Origin of the sequence: Virgibacillus sp. L01 (genome assembly GCF_052246775.1) — a bacterium.
GTDB lineage: Bacteria > Bacillota > Bacilli > Bacillales > Amphibacillaceae > Lentibacillus.
In genome coordinates this window covers 1-18,047 of the sequence record NZ_JBQQCP010000005.1, presented here as the reverse complement: position 1 = coordinate 18,047, position 18,047 = coordinate 1, and the positions used below count along the sequence as shown (strand labels likewise).

At 39.0% G+C, this 18,047-nt stretch carries 18 protein-coding genes, 12 tRNA genes and 1 rRNA gene; 29 read left to right on the top strand and 2 right to left on the bottom strand.

Annotated features, from left to right (window positions below; genetic code table 11):
- Positions 1-23 precede the first annotated feature (23 nt).
- On the bottom strand, positions 24-785 hold the full coding sequence (locus tag ACTWQM_RS10575) for a rhomboid family intramembrane serine protease (protein WP_443258128.1): 762 nt from the start codon (positions 783-785) through the stop codon (positions 24-26).
- Positions 786-941: 156 nt separating this feature from the next.
- On the opposite strand from ACTWQM_RS10575, the gene acpS reads away from it, so the two are divergent.
- The 15 genes from acpS (at position 942) to ACTWQM_RS10500 (ending at position 13,935) form a co-directional block, all read left to right on the top strand.
- Complete coding sequence (gene acpS, locus ACTWQM_RS10570; protein WP_443258127.1) at positions 942-1,304, top strand: holo-ACP synthase; 363 nt, start codon at positions 942-944, stop codon at positions 1,302-1,304.
- A gap of 64 nt (positions 1,305-1,368) precedes the next feature.
- The gene (locus tag ACTWQM_RS10565; RefSeq protein ID WP_443258126.1) at positions 1,369-2,889 is read left to right on the top strand and encodes an NAD(P)H-hydrate dehydratase; all 1,521 of its coding nucleotides are present in this window, start codon (positions 1,369-1,371) and stop codon (positions 2,887-2,889) included.
- Positions 2,890-2,964: 75 nt separating this feature from the next.
- Positions 2,965-3,981 carry a LolA family protein gene (locus ACTWQM_RS10560; RefSeq protein WP_443258125.1) on the top strand — a complete coding sequence of 339 codons (1,017 nt, stop codon included), beginning with the start codon at positions 2,965-2,967 and terminating at the stop codon, positions 3,979-3,981.
- Between the two features lie 108 nt (positions 3,982-4,089).
- On the top strand, positions 4,090-5,214 hold the full coding sequence (gene alr, locus ACTWQM_RS10555) for an alanine racemase (RefSeq protein WP_443258124.1): 1,125 nt from the start codon (positions 4,090-4,092) through the stop codon (positions 5,212-5,214).
- Positions 5,215-5,825: 611 nt separating this feature from the next.
- Entirely contained in the window at positions 5,826-6,113 is a 288-nt protein-coding gene (locus ACTWQM_RS10550) for a CopG family ribbon-helix-helix protein (protein WP_092494227.1), read from the top strand.
- Positions 6,114-6,117: 4 nt separating this feature from the next.
- Positions 6,118-6,480 carry a type II toxin-antitoxin system PemK/MazF family toxin gene (locus ACTWQM_RS10545; protein ID WP_092494228.1) on the top strand — a complete coding sequence of 121 codons (363 nt, stop codon included), beginning with the start codon at positions 6,118-6,120 and terminating at the stop codon, positions 6,478-6,480.
- A 234-nt stretch (positions 6,481-6,714) separates the two neighbouring features.
- Positions 6,715-7,584 (top strand): RsbT co-antagonist protein RsbRA, encoded by an 870-nt coding sequence (locus tag ACTWQM_RS10540; RefSeq protein ID WP_443258123.1) that lies wholly within the window; start codon positions 6,715-6,717, stop codon positions 7,582-7,584.
- A gap of 4 nt (positions 7,585-7,588) precedes the next feature.
- Complete coding sequence (locus tag ACTWQM_RS10535; RefSeq protein WP_092494230.1) at positions 7,589-7,945, top strand: STAS domain-containing protein; 357 nt, start codon at positions 7,589-7,591, stop codon at positions 7,943-7,945.
- A gap of 2 nt (positions 7,946-7,947) precedes the next feature.
- Positions 7,948-8,349, top strand: coding sequence for an anti-sigma regulatory factor (locus tag ACTWQM_RS10530; RefSeq protein WP_443258122.1), 402 nt, complete (start codon positions 7,948-7,950; stop codon positions 8,347-8,349).
- Positions 8,350-8,430: 81 nt separating this feature from the next.
- On the top strand, positions 8,431-9,441 hold the full coding sequence (locus tag ACTWQM_RS10525; protein WP_443258121.1) for a PP2C family protein-serine/threonine phosphatase: 1,011 nt from the start codon (positions 8,431-8,433) through the stop codon (positions 9,439-9,441).
- A gap of 84 nt (positions 9,442-9,525) precedes the next feature.
- Positions 9,526-9,870 (top strand): STAS domain-containing protein, encoded by a 345-nt coding sequence (locus ACTWQM_RS10520; RefSeq protein WP_443258120.1) that lies wholly within the window; start codon positions 9,526-9,528, stop codon positions 9,868-9,870.
- Complete coding sequence (gene rsbW / locus ACTWQM_RS10515) at positions 9,857-10,333, top strand: anti-sigma B factor RsbW (protein ID WP_443258119.1); 477 nt, start codon at positions 9,857-9,859, stop codon at positions 10,331-10,333. The genes ACTWQM_RS10520 and rsbW overlap by 14 nt, the downstream gene beginning before the upstream one ends.
- Entirely contained in the window at positions 10,305-11,096 is a 792-nt protein-coding gene (sigB, locus tag ACTWQM_RS10510) for an RNA polymerase sigma factor SigB (protein ID WP_443258118.1), read from the top strand. The genes rsbW and sigB overlap by 29 nt, the downstream gene beginning before the upstream one ends.
- A complete protein-coding gene (locus ACTWQM_RS10505) occupies positions 11,093-11,695 on the top strand; it encodes a SpoIIE family protein phosphatase (RefSeq protein WP_443258117.1) in 603 nt (200 codons plus the stop codon). Before sigB ends, ACTWQM_RS10505 begins: the two co-directional genes overlap by 4 nt.
- An 80-nt stretch (positions 11,696-11,775) precedes the next feature.
- On the top strand, positions 11,776-13,935 hold the full coding sequence (locus ACTWQM_RS10500; protein ID WP_443258116.1) for a Tex family protein: 2,160 nt from the start codon (positions 11,776-11,778) through the stop codon (positions 13,933-13,935).
- Positions 13,936-13,990: 55 nt separating this feature from the next.
- Here ACTWQM_RS10500 and ACTWQM_RS10495 read toward each other — a convergent pair whose 3' ends face one another.
- Entirely contained in the window at positions 13,991-15,430 is a 1,440-nt protein-coding gene (locus tag ACTWQM_RS10495; protein ID WP_443258385.1) for a catalase, read from the bottom strand.
- Between the two features lie 185 nt (positions 15,431-15,615).
- Here ACTWQM_RS10495 and ACTWQM_RS10490 point away from each other — a divergent pair, with 185 nt between their 5' ends.
- The 14 genes from ACTWQM_RS10490 to ACTWQM_RS10425 form a co-directional block, all read left to right on the top strand.
- Positions 15,616-16,089, top strand: coding sequence for a SprT family protein (locus ACTWQM_RS10490; protein WP_443258115.1), 474 nt, complete (start codon positions 15,616-15,618; stop codon positions 16,087-16,089).
- 502 nt (positions 16,090-16,591) lie between these two features.
- Positions 16,592-16,666, top strand: a tRNA-Asn gene (locus ACTWQM_RS10485).
- Positions 16,667-16,669: 3 nt separating this feature from the next.
- A tRNA-Ser gene (locus tag ACTWQM_RS10480) sits at positions 16,670-16,760 on the top strand.
- Between the two features lie 6 nt (positions 16,761-16,766).
- Positions 16,767-16,838 (top strand) — tRNA-Glu (locus ACTWQM_RS10475).
- 28 nt (positions 16,839-16,866) lie between these two features.
- A tRNA-Asp gene (locus ACTWQM_RS10470) sits at positions 16,867-16,943 on the top strand.
- Between the two features lie 4 nt (positions 16,944-16,947).
- Positions 16,948-17,022: transfer RNA gene (locus ACTWQM_RS10465), tRNA-Gln, on the top strand.
- 33 nt (positions 17,023-17,055) lie between these two features.
- A tRNA-Lys gene (locus ACTWQM_RS10460) sits at positions 17,056-17,131 on the top strand.
- Positions 17,132-17,137: 6 nt separating this feature from the next.
- Positions 17,138-17,219, top strand: a tRNA-Leu gene (locus ACTWQM_RS10455).
- A 98-nt stretch (positions 17,220-17,317) separates the two neighbouring features.
- Positions 17,318-17,401 (top strand) — tRNA-Leu (locus ACTWQM_RS10450).
- Positions 17,402-17,461: 60 nt separating this feature from the next.
- Positions 17,462-17,538, top strand: a tRNA-Arg gene (locus ACTWQM_RS10445).
- A gap of 6 nt (positions 17,539-17,544) precedes the next feature.
- A tRNA-Pro gene (locus ACTWQM_RS10440) sits at positions 17,545-17,621 on the top strand.
- A gap of 36 nt (positions 17,622-17,657) precedes the next feature.
- Positions 17,658-17,731, top strand: a tRNA-Gly gene (locus ACTWQM_RS10435).
- 12 nt (positions 17,732-17,743) lie between these two features.
- Positions 17,744-17,817, top strand: a tRNA-Ile gene (locus ACTWQM_RS10430).
- A gap of 139 nt (positions 17,818-17,956) precedes the next feature.
- Positions 17,957-18,047: ribosomal RNA gene (locus tag ACTWQM_RS10425) — 16S ribosomal RNA — on the top strand; the annotation flags it as partial.

The window sequence follows — 18,047 nt, the reverse complement described above, 5'->3', positions numbered from 1 at the left end:
GGCGATAAGTCGAGTTTTCTAACCTAAAATATTCTGCCTATCAGACCAAGTATTATCAAAACTCCGAGAAAGCCCCACAGGATTTTAGAGTATACTTGTTTTGGAATACGTTTTTTTTTCCAGCGGTTTGGGTTAAACTGTACTGAATCATCATCTCGGTAACGTCTGTTTCGCCAAGGAGAGAAGGGCTGGGCTTTGGTTAACACCAATGGCGCTAATGCGAAGCCACCGATAAACCCGAAAATATGCGCGTAAATGTTTATTCCTGGCTGGATAAATGTCATAACCAATCCAATAATAAAAATTGTTAGAATGATTTGTGAGTTTGTCTGGTCGATTAAATGTTTTCGGAGTGCTACCATATAAATATAGACTCCAAATAATCCATAGACTGCACCGGATGCTCCAACATACTGATAATATACAGTAGGTGTCAGAAAGTATGTTGCGAGATTTCCTATCAGGCCTGCTCCAATGTATGCAAATATAAATTTGTATTTACCAAGCATTTGTTCCAGCGCTGGTCCAAATAGGACAAGTGCAAATGAATTAAAGAGCGCATGCATTAGACCAGCATGAAGGAAGATAGATGTGAGTAATCGCCAGTATTCACCTTGACTGATGTAAAAGTTGTTACCTTTACCCCAACTATATAATTGATCTCCAAAAGGCAAAGGTAAGAAATCTGTAACCAGCCATAGAACAAGGTGGATAATTATAAGTCCTGCGACTATTGGGTAAAATTGAATAAATTCTTTAATACTTCTTTCCGTGCGGATGAACAACGGCATACCTCCTTACAAGAACAGTTTGATAGTTAATAAATAGTTGTTAGTTATTTTAGTGATTATCATGCCTTGTATGACCATTTTAATTTTACTAAAATACGTCTGATAAATATAACGATATGCATTATACATATGGAAGGGTCAGAATGAATTATGATAAAAGGTATTGGAATTGACATAATTGAATTGGATCGAATTAGAAAAAGTATGGAGAGAAGTGGGCGTCTTGAAGAAAGAGTACTAACAGAAAATGAGAAGATTTTTTTTAGCCAATTAACGAATGAAAGAAGAAAAGTCGAGTATCTTGCTGGAAGATTTGCTGCCAAAGAAGCCTTCGCAAAAGCAACAGGTAAAGGAATTGGTGAATTAAGCTTTCAGGATATAGAAGTAGTTACTGATGAGAATGGTGCTCCAGGAATAAAAGCAAGCCAATTTCAGGACTGTGCTATTTTGATTTCTATTACGCATAGTAGAGATTATGCAGTCGCACAGGTAGTAATTGAAGCAAACAACTAATTGGAGATTTTGCATAATTGTTAGGGTTGTCTCATATATTTTAGTGCGGGCAGGAGGGAACAAATTGTTTATTGTCACCGCGAATGAAATGTACGATATCGATCGATATACCATGAACGAAATCGGGCTGGATGGAAAGTTATTAATGGAGAATGCCGGGAGGGCTGTATCAGGAAAAATAGAATCTATTATTGAGAAGCCAGATCACATCTGCATTTTTGCAGGCAGTGGGAATAATGGTGGTGATGGATTTGTTATAGCAAGGACTCTTTTAAACAAAGGCTATCACATAACTGTTGTACAGGTTGTGCCAAATCAAAAAATCACAGGGGATGCGCTTTACCATAAAAACCTGCTTTTATCACTTGGAGGGTCTGTGATTGTCAGCCAGGAGCCTTCAGAAATACATGAGCTGGTCCGGAATTCAGATGTAATTATTGATGCGATTTTAGGGATAGGCGTGAGCGGAATGCTTCGTAATCCAATTGCTGAAATGGTGTCCATTATAAATGAAACAGCTAAACTTGTGATTTCTGTTGATATCCCATCCGGGCTTCCTGCTGATGAGGGGATACGTGACTTTCAATCGGTACAAGCCAGCTATACTGTGATTGTAGAAGCACCTAAAGTAAGTGCGTTTCTGCAACATACTGCATCTTTCTATGGAAAATGGGATACTGTTTCAATTGGGCTGCCGTTAGAAGCTTTGCAAAATAACGTAAAACGGGCTAGCTGGACAGAGAATCTGTTTAGACAAAGCATGCCTACACGGAAAACAGATGCTCATAAAGGAAATCATGGAAGAGGGCTGGTAGTTGGTGGTAATACAGAAATGCCGGGGTCAATTACAATGACTATAAAAGCTGCCTTGCGTACTGGTTCGGGGTTAATTACAGCAGGCACGACTGAAAAAGTCATACCAGTAGCAGCATCACACTGTATGGAGGCTACTTACCTGGAACTAGGTGAGACGAATGGTAACTTGAACAATGATATCTCTATACCATTTAAAAGCTTTGATGCAGTAGCATTGGGTATGGGTATGGGCCGGCAACAAGTAACTGGTAATCTAGTCAGACAAACGGTGGAAGAAGCAATGTGTCCGCTTATTGTGGATGCAGATGGTTTATACCACTTAACGTCACTCCTTGATTTGGTCGGTAATAGACAGTTCCCAACGATCATAACGCCGCACCCGGGTGAAATGGCTATGCTTTTGAATATTTCCGTACATGAGCTTTTGGTCAAGCCTTTCACATATTCAAAGATATTTGCAGAAAAATACCATGTTTATGTCGTATTAAAAGGGAGATTTACTATTATTACGACACCAGCAGGAGAACAATCTGTAAATAGAACTGGAAATGTTGGACTGGCTAAAGGTGGAAGTGGTGATGTGTTATCCGGAATCATTCTGGCAATGGTAATGCAGAAACAGAGTGTATTTAAGGCACTTTGCAATGCATGCTTTGTCCATGGATCAGCTGCTGACATACTAGTAGCAAAAGAGCACTCTGTAAATGATTTAATGGCCTCCGATGTAATTGAGGGTATCGGTGAAGTATATCGTACATTTAGAGTTTAATTGATGACAATAATTTTCCTCCTGTTAAGTCCGTAGCTCGTTAAAAGAGTGAAATGAGACAAGGGAGATATGTCCATGAAAAAAAAGTTTGGGATTTGGATGGTAATTGTCTTCGGCTTAATCCTTGTACTTGCAGCCTGTGGTGAAAAATCTCAGGAAGATGTTGTTGAGAAATTAGAATCCAAGCTCGAGGCAATGAATGGATATAAAGCAAAGGCCGAAATGAAAATGAATACTGGACAGGAAGATCAAAAGTACAACATAAACATCTGGCATAAGAAAAAAGATTTCTATCGAGTCGAATTAACGAATGATCAGGATAAAAAAGGCAGCCAAATTATCCTGAAAAATGAAGACGGGGTTTTTGTTCTTTCCCCGGCGTTAAACAAAAGCTTTAAGTTTCAAAAAGAGTGGCCTGAAAATGGCAGTCAACCATATCTGTTTCAATCACTTGTTAATGATGTTATGAAAGATAAAGAAGCTTCTTTTAAGGTAAGCGATAATTACTATATTTTCGAGACTAAGACAAATTATCAAAGCAACAATAACTTGCCATATCAAGAAATTTATTTTGATAAGAAAACATATACGCCAGTCATGGTAAAAGTATTGGATAAGGATAAAAAGGCATTGGTTGAAGTTAACTTTTCCGAGTTTAATACAGAACCAACCTTCAACGATGACGATTTCTCGATGGAGAAAAATATGACAACCGGATTGACGGATGCTCCAGTTTCTGGTGATGGAGAAGCAGATGCGTTTACAGTTGTATATCCACTGAATATGGCCGGTTCTGAATTAGTTGAACAAAAAGAAGTTGAACTTGAAAACGGTCAACGTGTAATCATGACGTTTTCTGGCGAAAAGAACTTTACGCTAATTGAAGAGAAAATGGAAGTAATACCAACTATGTCTTCTCCGCAAGTAGTAGATGGTGAAATAGTGAATCTTGGACACTCAATTGGAGCTCTTTCCGGAAGTACCATAGAGTGGAGCAATAATGGGATGAACTTTATCCTGGCCAGTGATGAGTTGACTAAAGAACAGTTAATTAATGTAGCAAAGTCCGTTCAAGGCAAAGAAGTGAAGTAAATGAATAGTAGTAAGCAGACTCATAAGGAGAGGGGGTCTGCTTTTTATTTTTAGAAGAATAAGATAAAATATGGATAATACAAGTTAAGGAGAGGAGAGATTTCCGCCGTGGCAGACGTAATATACCGAGATACGTGGGCTGAAGTGAATCTGGATGCAATTGCTTATAATATTGAACAAATTAAGAAGAAGCTACCTCAACATAGCAACGTGATGGCAGTAGTGAAGGCTGATGCATACGGCCATGGTGGTGCAGAAGTTGCCAGGAAAGCGCTTGAGGCAGGTGCAGGTATGCTTGCGGTGGCATTGCTGGAGGAAGCCTTGGTATTACGTAATGCTAATATTAAAGCACCGATTCTAGTATTTGGTAGAGTTTCTCCAAAGGATGCTCCAATAGCTGCTGAACAGGATATAACCCTGACATTTTTTCAGAAAGATTGGCTCTGTGAAGTGAAAGATTCTGTACTAAATCATCCATTAAAACTGCATATGAAGTGGGATACCGGCATGGGGAGAGTAGGCATACGTACAGCTGATGAGCTGAAAGAGATCGTAGAGGAATTGCAGGGTGATCAGAGAATAAACCTTACCGGAGTGTATACACACTTCGCCACTGCCGACGAACCTGATTTATCCTATTTTGAGACGCAAAAAAAGCGTTTTGAACAATTACTGAATGTGTTTAATACTATCTGGACAGATCCTGTAATAATCCATGTTGGTAATAGTGCTGCATCTATCCGCTTCCCGGAAAATATGTATCACTATATTAGGTTTGGTATCGCTATGTATGGCCTGTATCCATCAGAAACAGTCAAAAGAGAACGTCATATTGATTTGAAACCTGCATTTTCCTTAAACAGCCAATTAATTCACGTAAAGAAAATTGCACCTGGTGAATCGATTAGTTATGGTGCGACATATGTCGCCTCAAACGATGAGTGGATTGGAACAATACCCATTGGTTATGCGGATGGGTGGATTCGTAAATTACAAGGAATGGATGTATTAATAGATGGAAAGCGAATGCCTATTGTTGGAAGAATATGTATGGATCAAACGATGATTAAGATGAATAGTGAATATCCAGTAGGTACAAAGGTAACGCTAGTAGGAAAGCAGGATAATGAAGAAATCGAAGTTGATGAAGTTGCGGCACATTTGGAAACGATAAATTATGAGATACCTTGCATGATTACCAATCGCGTACCAAGAATACACAAAGGAAAGTAAGACAGCATCTTTTATTTTTTTAGGGAAATGGCATAATATAATAATCTCAAAATATTATATACCATGAGGAATTAATGTTTTAGAAAACTGGGATTATCGTCGAAATTTAATGGCAAAAGCGTCAGTTGCACTTACTTAGTAGGAAAGTATAAGTATTTATGTTTTTCTTTTACTGAGTCAATTTCATAATTCAATAATTAAGCAGTGAATCCAAACTATTTGTAAATGTGCTAGGCTTGTTGATCCACTGCAGTCGGACGCTTTCCGCAAAGGACGGTTTTAGTCGGCCATCATTTAGTCGCTCTACGGGGTCTCAAGGCTCATGCTCATTCGCTTCGCTGCAATCGCAAAAAAACGTTTGCTATCCCCGCAGGAGTCGCCGCCCTCCGCTCCAAACAACGATAGTAGTACTTTGAATTAATGAACAATAATGCATTTAGTTTGTAAAAGCATCGGATAAATGAAAATCACAAGAATTTATGAAATTGACTTAACTGCTAAACTTTTTATTAAAAATATTTTTATATACCTTTGCAAACCGTGGGCTACAATGATATTATTAAAAAAGAGTTAAATAGTGGTCGTTCAACAGTTGGCGGAGGTGTATGGTTTTGTCAGAGAGCTTACAAGAGATCTTAGTACGATTACCAAAAAACCTATTAAACGAGGTGGATGGATTAATGAAATATGAAAATAGTGATTTCAGTGATTTCATATGTCAAGCTACAAGAAACTATCTGGAACATAAGAAAGATGAGCATATTCAACAATTTCGCGAATCTATGCAGCAAGGATATGAAGAAATGGCCAGAATTAATCTAACAATTGCTTCCGAAGCTTTCCAAGCTGAAGAGGAGGCTGAAAAAAACACCCTAGAGCGCTCTGTGATCGGGGTGTAAGCATTTGATCGTTCAAAGAGGCGAAGTATATTTCGCTGACTTATCCCCTGTGGTTGGATCAGAGCAGGGAGGCATACGCCCGGTATTGATCCTGCAAAATGATATCGGAAACAGATTTAGCCCAACGGTTATTGTGGCTGCCATTACTGCGCAGATTCAAAAGGCCAAGCTCCCTACACACGTGGAGATTAATGCAAAGCGGTATGGGTTCGATCGTAATTCGGTCATCTTGCTAGAACAAATTAGAACATTAGATAAGCAACGCTTAACGGATAAAATTACAAAGTTAGATAATAAAATGATGGAAAAAATTGATAAGGCATTGGAAATAAGTCTAGGACTTAAGGAAATGTATGATCAATCGTGATACCCCCTTCCGATAAATGAAGCAGGGGTATTTTTTGTTGTAAAATTTATTAATCTAAGTGTGAACATGTACAAATCGATTTTATGTTACAATAAATAGCATTACTATACATGTTTCTTGAAAAAAATAAAATTCCATGATAAAACCAAATTGAATTGGTATTATTGATATATATTAAATTTTTTAATAATTTACTAGGAAACATTGATTAACGTGTTAGTGGGAGGTAAACCAATGGACCAAAAATTTAAAAAAATTGCCTTGGAAAACAGTGATTCAATAGTAAATATGTGGATGGGTGAGATAGGCTCTTTAAAAAATGGGAATTATACATCAAATGTATCAGATGAATTATTTGAAAGTACTAATAGAGAATTTGTGAACGTTATTTTTAAAAGTATTAAAGATCAAGGTTCCACAAAACATCTGGAGGATTTCTCTGAAAAACTGATAAATTTAGGTTGGCCGTTAAGCTATATTACCGACGGGTTACAAGTTTTTAGACGCGTCACAGTTGACTTCATTCTCGCTCAATCCGAACAAGTTGATTCAGACTATATTTCACAGGTATTGAGGAGTGTAGATGCTTGGACAGAACCGATAATTCGACAATTGGTAAATGAGTATTCAGGTAGCTGGGAACACATTGTCTCGCTGCAGCGTGTCGCGCTTCAGGAATTGTCTGCACCATTAATTCCGGTTATGGACAATATTACGGTAATGCCCTTGATTGGAACGATCGACACTGAACGTGCAAAGTTAATTATGGAAAACCTGCTCGAAGGTGTAATGAAACATAATTCAGAGGTTGTTCTAATGGATATTACAGGCGTTCCTGTTGTTGATACCATGGTTGCCCATCACATTATACAGGCAGCAGAAGCGGTTCGGTTAATAGGTTCAACGTGCATCCTTGTAGGTATTCGCCCTGAAATTGCACAAACAATTGTAAACCTTGGGATTGATTTAGGTAAATTTCCTACCAAAAGCTCGCTGAAAAAAGGGTTTACCACTGCACTTGAAATTACAAACAGAAAAGTAGTCGACATGAATACCGAAGACAAGAAAATTGAAGATATGATTGAATCCATCGGTAAGGAGTGATAGTGTGCGGATACCTATATTAAAATTACACAATTATTTACTGATCTCAATTCAGACAGAGATTGATGATAATACAGCAATACAGTTTCAGGAAGACCTGTTGGACAAAATTCACAAAAGTGGTTCATCAGGCGTAGTTATTGATCTAACATCTGTAGAAGTAATTGACTCATTTATAGCCAAGGTATTAGGTGATGTCGTTACAATGTCAGATCTTATGGGGGCAAAAGTAGTATTGACAGGAATCCAGCCTGCAGTTGCTATGACATTAATTGATTTGGGAATTCATTTACGAAATGTTCCAACTGCTTTAGATCTGGAACAAGGCTTGGTAAAACTGCATCAGGAATTGGGGGAATGAGTATGGATCTCCAATCCTGTGTTACTATTCAAAAAGAGTGGGATATTGTTGCTGCACGCCAGCTTGGCCGCGACATCGCAAGAAAAACCGGATTTGGTACAGTAGACCAGGCACGTATTGCGACAGCAATATCTGAGTTAGCTCGAAACATATATTTATATACGGAGAACGGCAAAATTTGCTTTGAAGTGATTGATAATATTAATCAAAAGGGGATGAGCATATTTTCCTTTGACAGTGGTCCAGGAATTAAGGACATAAGCCAAGTAATGGAGGATGGTTATTCTACATCTGGTGGACTTGGTGCCGGGCTGCCTGGGGTCAAAAGGCTAATGGACGAGTTCGATATAAGATCAGAGGATGGAAAAGGGACAGAAATTAGAACCATCAAATGGGTGCGATAATGATAAATAGAAAAAAGGGGAGAATAAAATTAAGTCTCCCCTTTTGAAATTATAGAGTTATAACGGGGGAGGAACGAATGCATGGATGCCCTAAAATTGGATGCAGTTAACTATAAAGAATTATTAAAACATTACATTAATACCCAAGATGAACAATCACTTTATGGAGCTGAACAAATTAGCAAGACATTCATTAAAAACAGCATTCCGCCAGAAGAAATTGTGAATTTTCATATTCAGGCACTAACAGAACTTTATGAGGAAATTCCAGAACACATTCGGCATTCCATGGATTTTTTACTGGAAACGATGATTTCTTATGGATTGGCACATCAGGAATACCAGACATTGAGAGAACAACAATCCGAACTGAAATCGGAAATTTCTGTTGCTGCTGGTATGCAGGATACGTTGCTTGCTACTACTAAACCTACTATTGATGATTTGGATGTGGGTGTCATCAGTGTTCCGGCGCATCAAATGAATGGTGATTACCATCATTTTATTAAAGGTAAGGATGGTTCGCTGGGAATTGCTGTTGCAGATGTTATTGGTAAAGGCATACCAGCTGCATTATGTATGTCTATGATTAAATACTCGATGGATAGTTTTCCGGAGGCAACCATGAGTCCAAAATCGATTTTAAAAAATTTGAATCGCGTAGTTGAACGAAATGTTGATCCAAGCATGTTTATTACGATGTTTTATGCACAATATATCCCAGATTTAAGCAAGCTCCGATACTCCTCAGCAGGCCACGAACCTGGATTTTATTATGATGCCCAAAGTGACACGTTTGAAGAGATAGAAGCGAAAGGTCTGGTACTCGGAGTTTCTGCAGATACCAAGTACAAACAATATGAGCGGATAATCAAAAAGGGTGATATGGTTATACTGTTAACGGATGGCGTTACAGAGTGCCGGCAAGGAGATCGTTTTATTGAAAGTGAGGAAGTATTGGATGTTATTAAGCAATATGCTCATTTGCCAGCTCAAGAGCTTGTTAATGGGGTGTATAAGCATTTTGAACGCCTGCAAAACTTTCAATTACGCGATGACTTTACCTTGATTGTTTTGCGAAAAGAAGTTTAATCCTTTTTTATTCTGGGTATAGTCCTTTGTTACTAAAGAAAGCTTTTATATATAAATAGATATATTGTTTCAAGGAGGATGGCGATGAACTTAAAGGTTGAGGTTTCAGAAGAAAGTGCTAAATCTATTGTTGGCCTGTCTGGTGAAATAGATGCTTACACAGCACCACAGTTAAAAGAGTCTTTACTGCCGCTTACCAGAATTGAGAGTCAACTAGTTGAGGTAGACCTTGAATATGTTAATTATATGGATAGTACCGGTCTTGGTGTTTTTATAAGTGCTTTAAAGTCTACAAAAGAAAATAACAGTCATTTGAAACTGGTAAATGTGCAGGATCGTGTTTTACGGTTGTTCAAAATTACTGGTTTGGATGAAATTATTGATATAACTACTGCAATTAGAGGTGGGAATCAAAATGGACAAATTTGATTTTATTGAAATGAAGGTTCCTGCTAAAGCAGAATATGTTGGTGTTGTCCGACTAAGTATATCAGGAATTGCTAACAGAATGGGTTTCACATATGAGGATATAGAAGATCTGAAAGTAGCCGTTTCAGAGGCAATTACAAACGCTGTTGATCATGCTTATACGGAAGATGACAATGGGGAGGTAACGGTAGGATTCGGAGTGTATGATAATCGTCTTGAAGTGATGGTAGCCGACCACGGTGGCAGCTTTAATTTAAATCAAATTAAAGGAGGAATCGGCCCATACAAGAACTCAGAGCCTGTTGAGAATCTACGTGAAGGTGGCTTTGGGCTTTTCTTAATTGATGCATTAATGGATAAAGTTGAAATTAATAACAATGATGGTGTGATTGTGTTAATGACTAAGTACCTTTATGAAGCTGAGGTGGGTCTAGATGAAGACCAGATCTCAACCAGACAATAAAGGGAAAGGCGAAGTATACCAATGGATTGAGCAGCTTCAACAGGATCCGGATGACAAAGTAACACAGGAGAAAGTAGTGCTTGCCTATACCGATCTTGTTGAATCTATTGCCAGAAAGTACTCGAAAAACAGCAATATACACGAAGACCTAGCACAGGTCGGCATGATTGGATTACTTGCTGCTATAAGAAGGTATGATGCATCATTCGGCAAATCATTTGAATCCTTTGCAATTCCAACGATCATCGGAGAAATCAAGCGTTTTATTCGGGACAAGACGTGGAGTGTTCATGTACCACGCCGTATTAAAGAATTAGGACCGAAGATTAAGAAAGCTGTTGACGAGCTTACTACCGAAAATCAGGACTCACCTTCAGTGAAGGAGATAGCCGATTACTTAGAAGTCTCCGAAGAAGATATTCTGGAGACAATGGAAATGGGTAAAAGCTATAAGGCGCTTTCCGTTGACCGGAAAATTGAAGCTGACTCTGATGGAAGTACAGTAGCCATCCTTGATTTGGTAGGTAACAGTGAAAATGGTTATGAAAATGTAGACCAGCGAATGTTACTGGAGAAGATTTTACCTGTTTTATCTGAGCGTGAACAACAAATATTACGTTGCACCTATTTTGATAATTTGAGTCAAAAAGAAACCGGCGAGTTACTTGGTATTTCGCAGATGCACGTTTCAAGACTTCAACGCCGTTCTCTAAGAAAACTGCGTGAGGCTATCAAGACTGAGAGCACGGAGGTTTTTGATTGAGCACGAAAGAGAACAATGTAGAAGTAGCTATCTTCCAAAAAGCAAAAAAAGGTCAGTACTATTGTGGTGATAGCTATTTCTATACAGAAACAGAAAATGAATTTATTTGCGCACTGGCAGATGGATTAGGCAGTGGCGAATTTGCCAAAGAATCTTCTCAAATCGTAATTGATATCATCAAAGACAACGTTCATACAACTGTAGAACAGTTAATAAAGAAGAGCAACCAACAATTGACTGGTAAGCGAGGTGCTGTTATAGGGATTCTAAAAATGGATTTCCATTCGCGCCTTTATTCGTTTTCATCTATTGGTAATATTGGATTATTAACGATTACTGAGAATGGTAAGAAAAAGCGAAATATACCGAATGCAGGTTACCTGGCTGGTTATCACAGACCTTTTAAAGTTGTGACGGACAGACTGGATCCCGAAATGAATTTGATTATGTTCTCAGATGGTGTTTCAGATAATGACCTGTCACAACGTTTCCTATTGAATAAGGATGTAAACCAGGTTACTAATGCTTATGCAAACCACGTTAACGGAGAAGTTAGAAAAGATGATACAACCTTAATAGCTATAAGATATGAGAATTAGGCCGGACTTAAAATGCCGGTCTTTTTCAATTCCGTTCATTTTTTGATAGAATAAGTTCGTACATAAAGGAGGAGCCGATTGTGTCAATTGAATTAGAACAATGGGTGGCAAAGGAAGCTGAAGTAAACAATGCTACCGTAAAAAAAGTAATCGCATTAATGGATGAAGGTAACACCGTACCATTTATTGCACGTTACCGGAAAGAAGCAACAGGCGGGCTTGATGAAGTGCAAATCAAATTGATTCATGACAAATATCAATATGCTGTTAACTTAGCTGAACGAAAACAGGAAGTGATTCGGCTTATTGATGAACAGGGGAAACTAACCGAAGAACTCGAACGTGACATTACACAGGCAACACAATTACAACGTGTAGAGGATTTATACCGGCCATATAAACAAAAACGCCGCACAAAGGCGACAATTGCTAAAGAAAAGGGGCTAGAGCCACTGGCGGAAATGGTTTGGAAGCAAGAATTGAAGAGTATTTCTGCAGAAGCTGAGTTATATTTTTCCGAGGAGCATGAACTAACTACTACAGAGGAAGTACTAGCAGGTGTTAATGATATAATCGCCGAGTGGATATCAGATGACCCGGAATACCGTGATTTTATTCGTGAGGAAACCTTTAAACGTGGTACCATGCATGCAGAAGCAAAGAAAACGGAGAAGGACGAAAAAGGCGTCTACGAAATGTACTATGATTATGATGAAGCAATTCGCTCAATGGTTTCACATCGTATTTTAGCATTAAACCGCGGGGAAAAAGAAGACGTGTTAAAGGTAGCAGTCCAGCCTCCAACTGAGCGGGTGCTCGAGTATCTCCAGAAAAAAGTGATACAAAGTCAAGGCAACCCGGAAGCTGCCCAGATTTTAGAGGATGCTATCGGGGATAGCTATAAACGATTAATCCAGCCTTCGATAGAACGTGAAATCCGTAATAGTTTAACTGAAAAGGCTGAAGAACAGGCAATTTCTGTATTTGCCAAAAATCTAAAAAACCTTCTACTGCAGCCACCATTAAAGGGAAAAACTGTTCTTGGGGTTGACCCAGCTTATCGAACAGGCTGTAAGCTTTCTGTTGTTGATGAAACAGGAAAAGTTCATGAAGTAAGTGTAATCTATCCAACAGCACCAAAAAATGATACAGCTGGTGCAGAAAAGACTGTGATGCAGTATATCAACAAGTTTAGTATCGAGCTGATAGCAATTGGAAATGGAACTGCTTCAAGAGAAACGGAACAATTTATTGCAGATGTGATAGGGAAGCACACACTGGATATACCATATATCATTGTCAATGAAGCTGGAGCAAGTGTTTATTCTGCCTCAAAATTGGCACGTGAAGAGTTTCCAAATTTGAAGGTTGAAGAGCGTAGTGCAGCATCTATAGCGAGACGGGTGCAAGATCCGCTGGCTGAACTTGTTAAAATTGATCCAAAGTCAATCGGCGTTGGTCAGTATCAGCATGATGTCACTCAAAAAGCACTTAATGAATCATTAACATTTGTCGTAGAAACAGCGGTTAACCAAGTGGGTGTTAATGTTAATACAGCTTCCACTTCACTCTTACAATATGTCGCAGGTCTAAGCAAGACGGTAGCAAATAATATTGTGAACCAGCGTAATGAGGAAGGGAAGTTTGTTAATCGCAAACAATTAAAAAAGATTCCCCGCCTAGGTGCTAAAACCTATGAACAAGGGATAGGCTTTTTACGGATTCTGGATGGTGAAAATCCACTGGACAGGACACCGATACACCCTGAAAGTTATAAACACACGAAACAACTTCTGCAAATGATAGGCTGTGAGCTTGAGGATATTGGTTCTAATAAATTGCGGGATAAATTTAATGAATTGGACAAAAAGGAAATAGCTGATCAATTGGAGATTGGCGAACCGACATTAATGGATATTATGAATGCATTAGGTCGTCCGGAACGTGATCCACGTGATGATTTGCCTAAACCATTATTAAAACAGAATGTATTGAGTATGGAAGATTTAAAACCCGGGATGGAAATGCAGGGTACAGTAAGAAACGTAGTAGACTTTGGTGTTTTTGTAGATATTGGAGTAAAGCAGGATGGACTTGTTCATATCTCAAAAATGGCGAACAAATTTGTTAAACACCCGATGGATATCGCCTCAGTAGGTGATGTTGTTACAGTATGGGTTGAGCAGATTGATGTTGAAAAAGGTCGTATCGCACTATCAATGATCGAAAATAAAGGTTAAATAAAAAAACAGCTGATTATCAAAAAGATAATCAGCTGTTTTTGGTTAACTGTAACTATTTAACGCCTTCTGGAACAGATAATCCTAAACCACTTGCGATTCTTTCGCCCCATTCAGGATCTGCTTTGTAGAAGTGTTCAATTTGACGTAATTTGATTTCATCTTTGTCAACAGGCTTCATATGACCTACGAAAGCATCGATGAGACGGTCTTTCTCATCTGCACTCATTAATCGATATAAATCTCCTGCTTGTGTATAATGGTCATCACTGTCATATGACACACTGTCAGCCTCTCCATAAACCTCATATGGACTTGTTTTTGAGGCTGGGTCTTCTTTTGGCTCAGTATCATAACTGTTGGGTTCATAATTAACCGAACCACTGCCATTACTATAGCGCATTTGTCCATCATACTGGTTGTTATTTACTTCGTTAACTGGACGGTTGATTGGCAATTCCTGATGGTTGGCACCAATACGGTAACGGTGTGCATCAGAGTAACCAAATAGTCTGCCTTGCAACATTTTGTCTGGAGAAGCTTCAATTCCTGGTACAAAGTTACCTGGTGAGAATGCAGCTTGCTCTACTTCAGCAAAGTAATTTTCAGGATTACGGTCAAGGACCATGCGACCTACTTCGATGCGTGGATAGTCTTTTTGAGACCATACCTTGGTAACATCGAATGGATCAAATCTATATGTTTTTGCGTCTTCATACGGCATGATTTGTACATAAAGTTTCCATGCTGGGAAGTCACCATTGTCAATGGAATTGTATAGATCTTCCACATGATAGTCTGGGTTATCTCCAGCAATTTCGCCTGCTACATCTTCATCTAAACCTTTTACACCTTGTTCACTAATGAAGTGGTATTTTACCCAGAATGCTTCTCCTTTATCATTTACCCATTTGAAAGTGTGACTTCCATATCCATTCATGTGACGGAATGTTGCCGGAATACCACGATCACCATGTAAGTATGTGATTTGATGCAGTGATTCTGGTGATAATGACCAGAAATCCCAAACAGCATTCTTATCTTTTAAGTTTGTCTTAGGGTTACGCTTTTGTGTGTGAATAAAGTCTGGAAACTTAATAGCATCACGGATGAAAAAGATTGGTGTGTTGTTACCAACTAAATCATAGTTACCTTCTTCTGTGTAAAATTTAACTGCGAAGCCACGTGGATCACGTACTGTATCTGCTGAGCCAAGTTCACCGGCAACTGTTGAAAAACGAATAAACATTGGTGTGCGTTTTCCGACTTCACTTAAGAATGATGCTTTTGTGTATTTTGATAGATCGTTTGTTACTTCAAAGTAACCATGTGCCCCAGCGCCTTTTGCATGTACAACACGCTCAGGTACACGTTCTCTATTAAAGTGTGCTAGTTTTTCTAAAAGGTGAACATCCTGAATTAATGTTGGACCCCGATTACCTGCAGTAATTGAATTCTGGTTATCTCCAACCGGAGCACCAGATGCTGTTGTCATTCTTTTCTTTTCATTACTCACTTACAGAACACCTCTCCTTTTACAATATTAACCTCATATTCAATTATAATATAATACTATCAAAAATCAATGTTTAATTACAATTATTTTAATTTAGACGTAGATATAAAAATTTTTAAATATATGGTAATATAGTGCTGTGTTAATATGTTGGGAATGATTATATGAAGTTGTTAAATGAAAATGAACTATATAAATTGGTAAATGAACTATCAGTAAAATATTTTGATAAACCTTTTAAAGATATCATCAGATATAATAATCGCCTTAGAACAACAGGTGGGAGGTATCTACCCTCGAAAAGAGTAATTGAATTGAATCCGAAGTACTCTATGGAAATGCGGGAAAACGAAGTAATAGGTATCATTAAACATGAACTTTGCCATTACCATCTTCATATAGAAGGAAAAGGGTATAAGCACGGTGATAGAGACTTTAAAAATTTATTGAAAACTACAGGCTCACCACGGCATTGTAATCCACTGCCCTCCTCTGTAAAAAAACATAATAAGCATATTTATATATGTAGAAACTGTTCAAGAGTATATAAGCGTACCAGGCGAATTGATGTTAATAAATACAGGTGTGGAAAATGCAGGGGGAAGTTATTAGCGGATGAAGGACAAGTCGAAGTTTAGGCAGTTAACGACTTTTTTCTTTATCTATATTAAGGCTTGCAATCCAAAAGTATATGGAGTTCTAAGAAAATACAATATGCTCTCATAAAGAATCTCTTTAACGAAAGTCAAGTTTCCAATAGTTTCTGCCTGTGCCTGTATGATATAATGATTGATATAGACAAATTTCAAATAATAGATTGACGAAATATGCCCTACGTGTTAAATTAAATAAGGCTTAAAAAAACGTGTCGATTTTATTATTTATACTATATAAACTTATTGACAATAAACGTTATATATTGTATAGTGTTTTTCGTCGCTATTATATTTGTGCAACATGACGAGCACAAAAATAAGGTTGAATTACCTTGAGATTATTCCACAGTAGCTGACCGCATACATCACTGAATTAGCAACCATGTGCAGGTCTGCGAGGAGTGCTTGCTTCACTGAATTGAACTTGCAACACGACGAGCATAAAAAATAAGGTTGAATTGCCTTGATAAATATTTTAGATTATTCCACAGTAGCTCAGCGGTAGAGCAATCGGCTGTTAACCGATCGGTCGTAGGTTCGATTCCTACCTGTGGAGCCATTCGGAGAAGTACCCAAGTGGCTGAAGGGGCGCCCCTGCTAAGGGTGTAGGTCGCGTGAGCGGCGCGAGGGTTCGAATCCCTCCTTCTCCGCCATTTTATGGCCCGTTGGTCAAGTGGTTAAGACACCGCCCTTTCACGGCGGTAACACGGGTTCGAATCCCGTACGGGTCATCATATATTTTAATAAATAAATCGGTTGGGTCCGGTAGTTCAGTTGGTTAGAATGCCTGCCTGTCACGCAGGAGGTCGCGGGTTCGAGTCCCGTCCGGACCGCCACTGTTGGGCTATAGCCAAGCGGTAAGGCATCGGGTTTTGATCCCGTGTACCCCAGGTTCGAATCCTGGTAGCCCAGCCATTTTTTTATGGATTAAATTTATATTCATTATAAGAGCCATTAGCTCAGCTGGCAGAGCATCTGACTTTTAATCAGAGGGTCGGAGGTTCGAATCCTCCATGGCTCACCACCTTTTGCGGGTGTGGCGGAATTGGCAGACGCGCTAGATTTAGGATCTAGTGTTTTACGACGTGGGGGTTCAAGTCCCTCCACCCGCATTTAACAATTCCCATTGCTGTGGTTATTCACGGCGTTTTACTTTGTGGTATCAGACAAGTTACTTCCCATCTTGCCAAGTATTACTAATGAAGATTAGGCGGTCGTGGCGGAATGGCAGACGCGCTAGGTTGAGGGCCTAGTGGGAGTTTATCCCGTGGAGGTTCAAGTCCTCTCGACCGCATTAAAAAAACTTCTTGATAATATATACTGTATATGGTATATTAAAGTTTCTCGCTTTAAAGCGCCCGTAGCTCAATTGGATAGAGCGTTTGACTACGGATCAAGAGGCTAGGGGTTCGACTCCTCTCGGGCGCACCATTTTAACGGGAAGTAGCTCAGCTTGGTAGAGCACGTGGTTTGGGACCACGGGGTCGCAGGTTCGAATCCTGTCTTCCCGACCACCGAAAATCTTTAAGTAGTTCAACAGAATTTTATATGCGGGTGTAGTTTAGTGGTAAAACTTCAGCCTTCCAAGCTGATATCGTGGGTTCGATTCCCATCACCCGCTCCATTTTTTACTTATGGGCCTGTAGCTCAGTTGGTTAGAGCGCACGCCTGATAAGCGTGAGGTCGGTGGTTCGAGTCCACTCAGGCCCATTTTGCTCCTTGAAAACTGAACAAAACAACCAGTATGTCAAGAAAACAGGTTAAAAAAGTTAAACTTTTAAACCCTGATTTCAATTTTTAAAGCTAAGACAACAATGATTGATTGGTGTCAATCATAATCAAACGAACTTTTATGGAGAGTTTGATCTTGGCTCAGGACGAACGCTGGCGGCGTGCCTAATACATGCAAGTCGAGCGCGGGAAGCAGACGGATCCCTTCG

Bases quoted from the DNA above. Each gene is read 5' to 3' on its own strand.
- acpS (WP_443258127.1), top strand. From the start codon at position 942: ATGATAAAAGGTATTGGAATTGACATAATTGAATTGGATCGAATTAGA.
- ACTWQM_RS10560 (WP_443258125.1), top strand. From the start codon at position 2,965: ATGAAAAAAAAGTTTGGGATTTGGATGGTAATTGTCTTCGGCTTAATC.
- ACTWQM_RS10540 (WP_443258123.1), top strand. From the start codon at position 6,715: ATGGACCAAAAATTTAAAAAAATTGCCTTGGAAAACAGTGATTCAATA.
- ACTWQM_RS10530 (WP_443258122.1), top strand. From the start codon at position 7,948: ATGGATCTCCAATCCTGTGTTACTATTCAAAAAGAGTGGGATATTGTT.
- ACTWQM_RS10525 (WP_443258121.1), top strand. From the start codon at position 8,431: ATGGATGCCCTAAAATTGGATGCAGTTAACTATAAAGAATTATTAAAA.
- ACTWQM_RS10520 (WP_443258120.1), top strand. From the start codon at position 9,526: ATGAACTTAAAGGTTGAGGTTTCAGAAGAAAGTGCTAAATCTATTGTT.
- rsbW (WP_443258119.1), top strand. From the start codon at position 9,857: ATGGACAAATTTGATTTTATTGAAATGAAGGTTCCTGCTAAAGCAGAA.
- sigB (WP_443258118.1), top strand. From the start codon at position 10,305: ATGAAGACCAGATCTCAACCAGACAATAAAGGGAAAGGCGAAGTATAC.
- ACTWQM_RS10495 (WP_443258385.1), bottom strand. From the start codon at position 15,430: ATGACAACAGCATCTGGTGCTCCGGTTGGAGATAACCAGAATTCAATT.
- ACTWQM_RS10490 (WP_443258115.1), top strand. From the start codon at position 15,616: ATGAAGTTGTTAAATGAAAATGAACTATATAAATTGGTAAATGAACTA.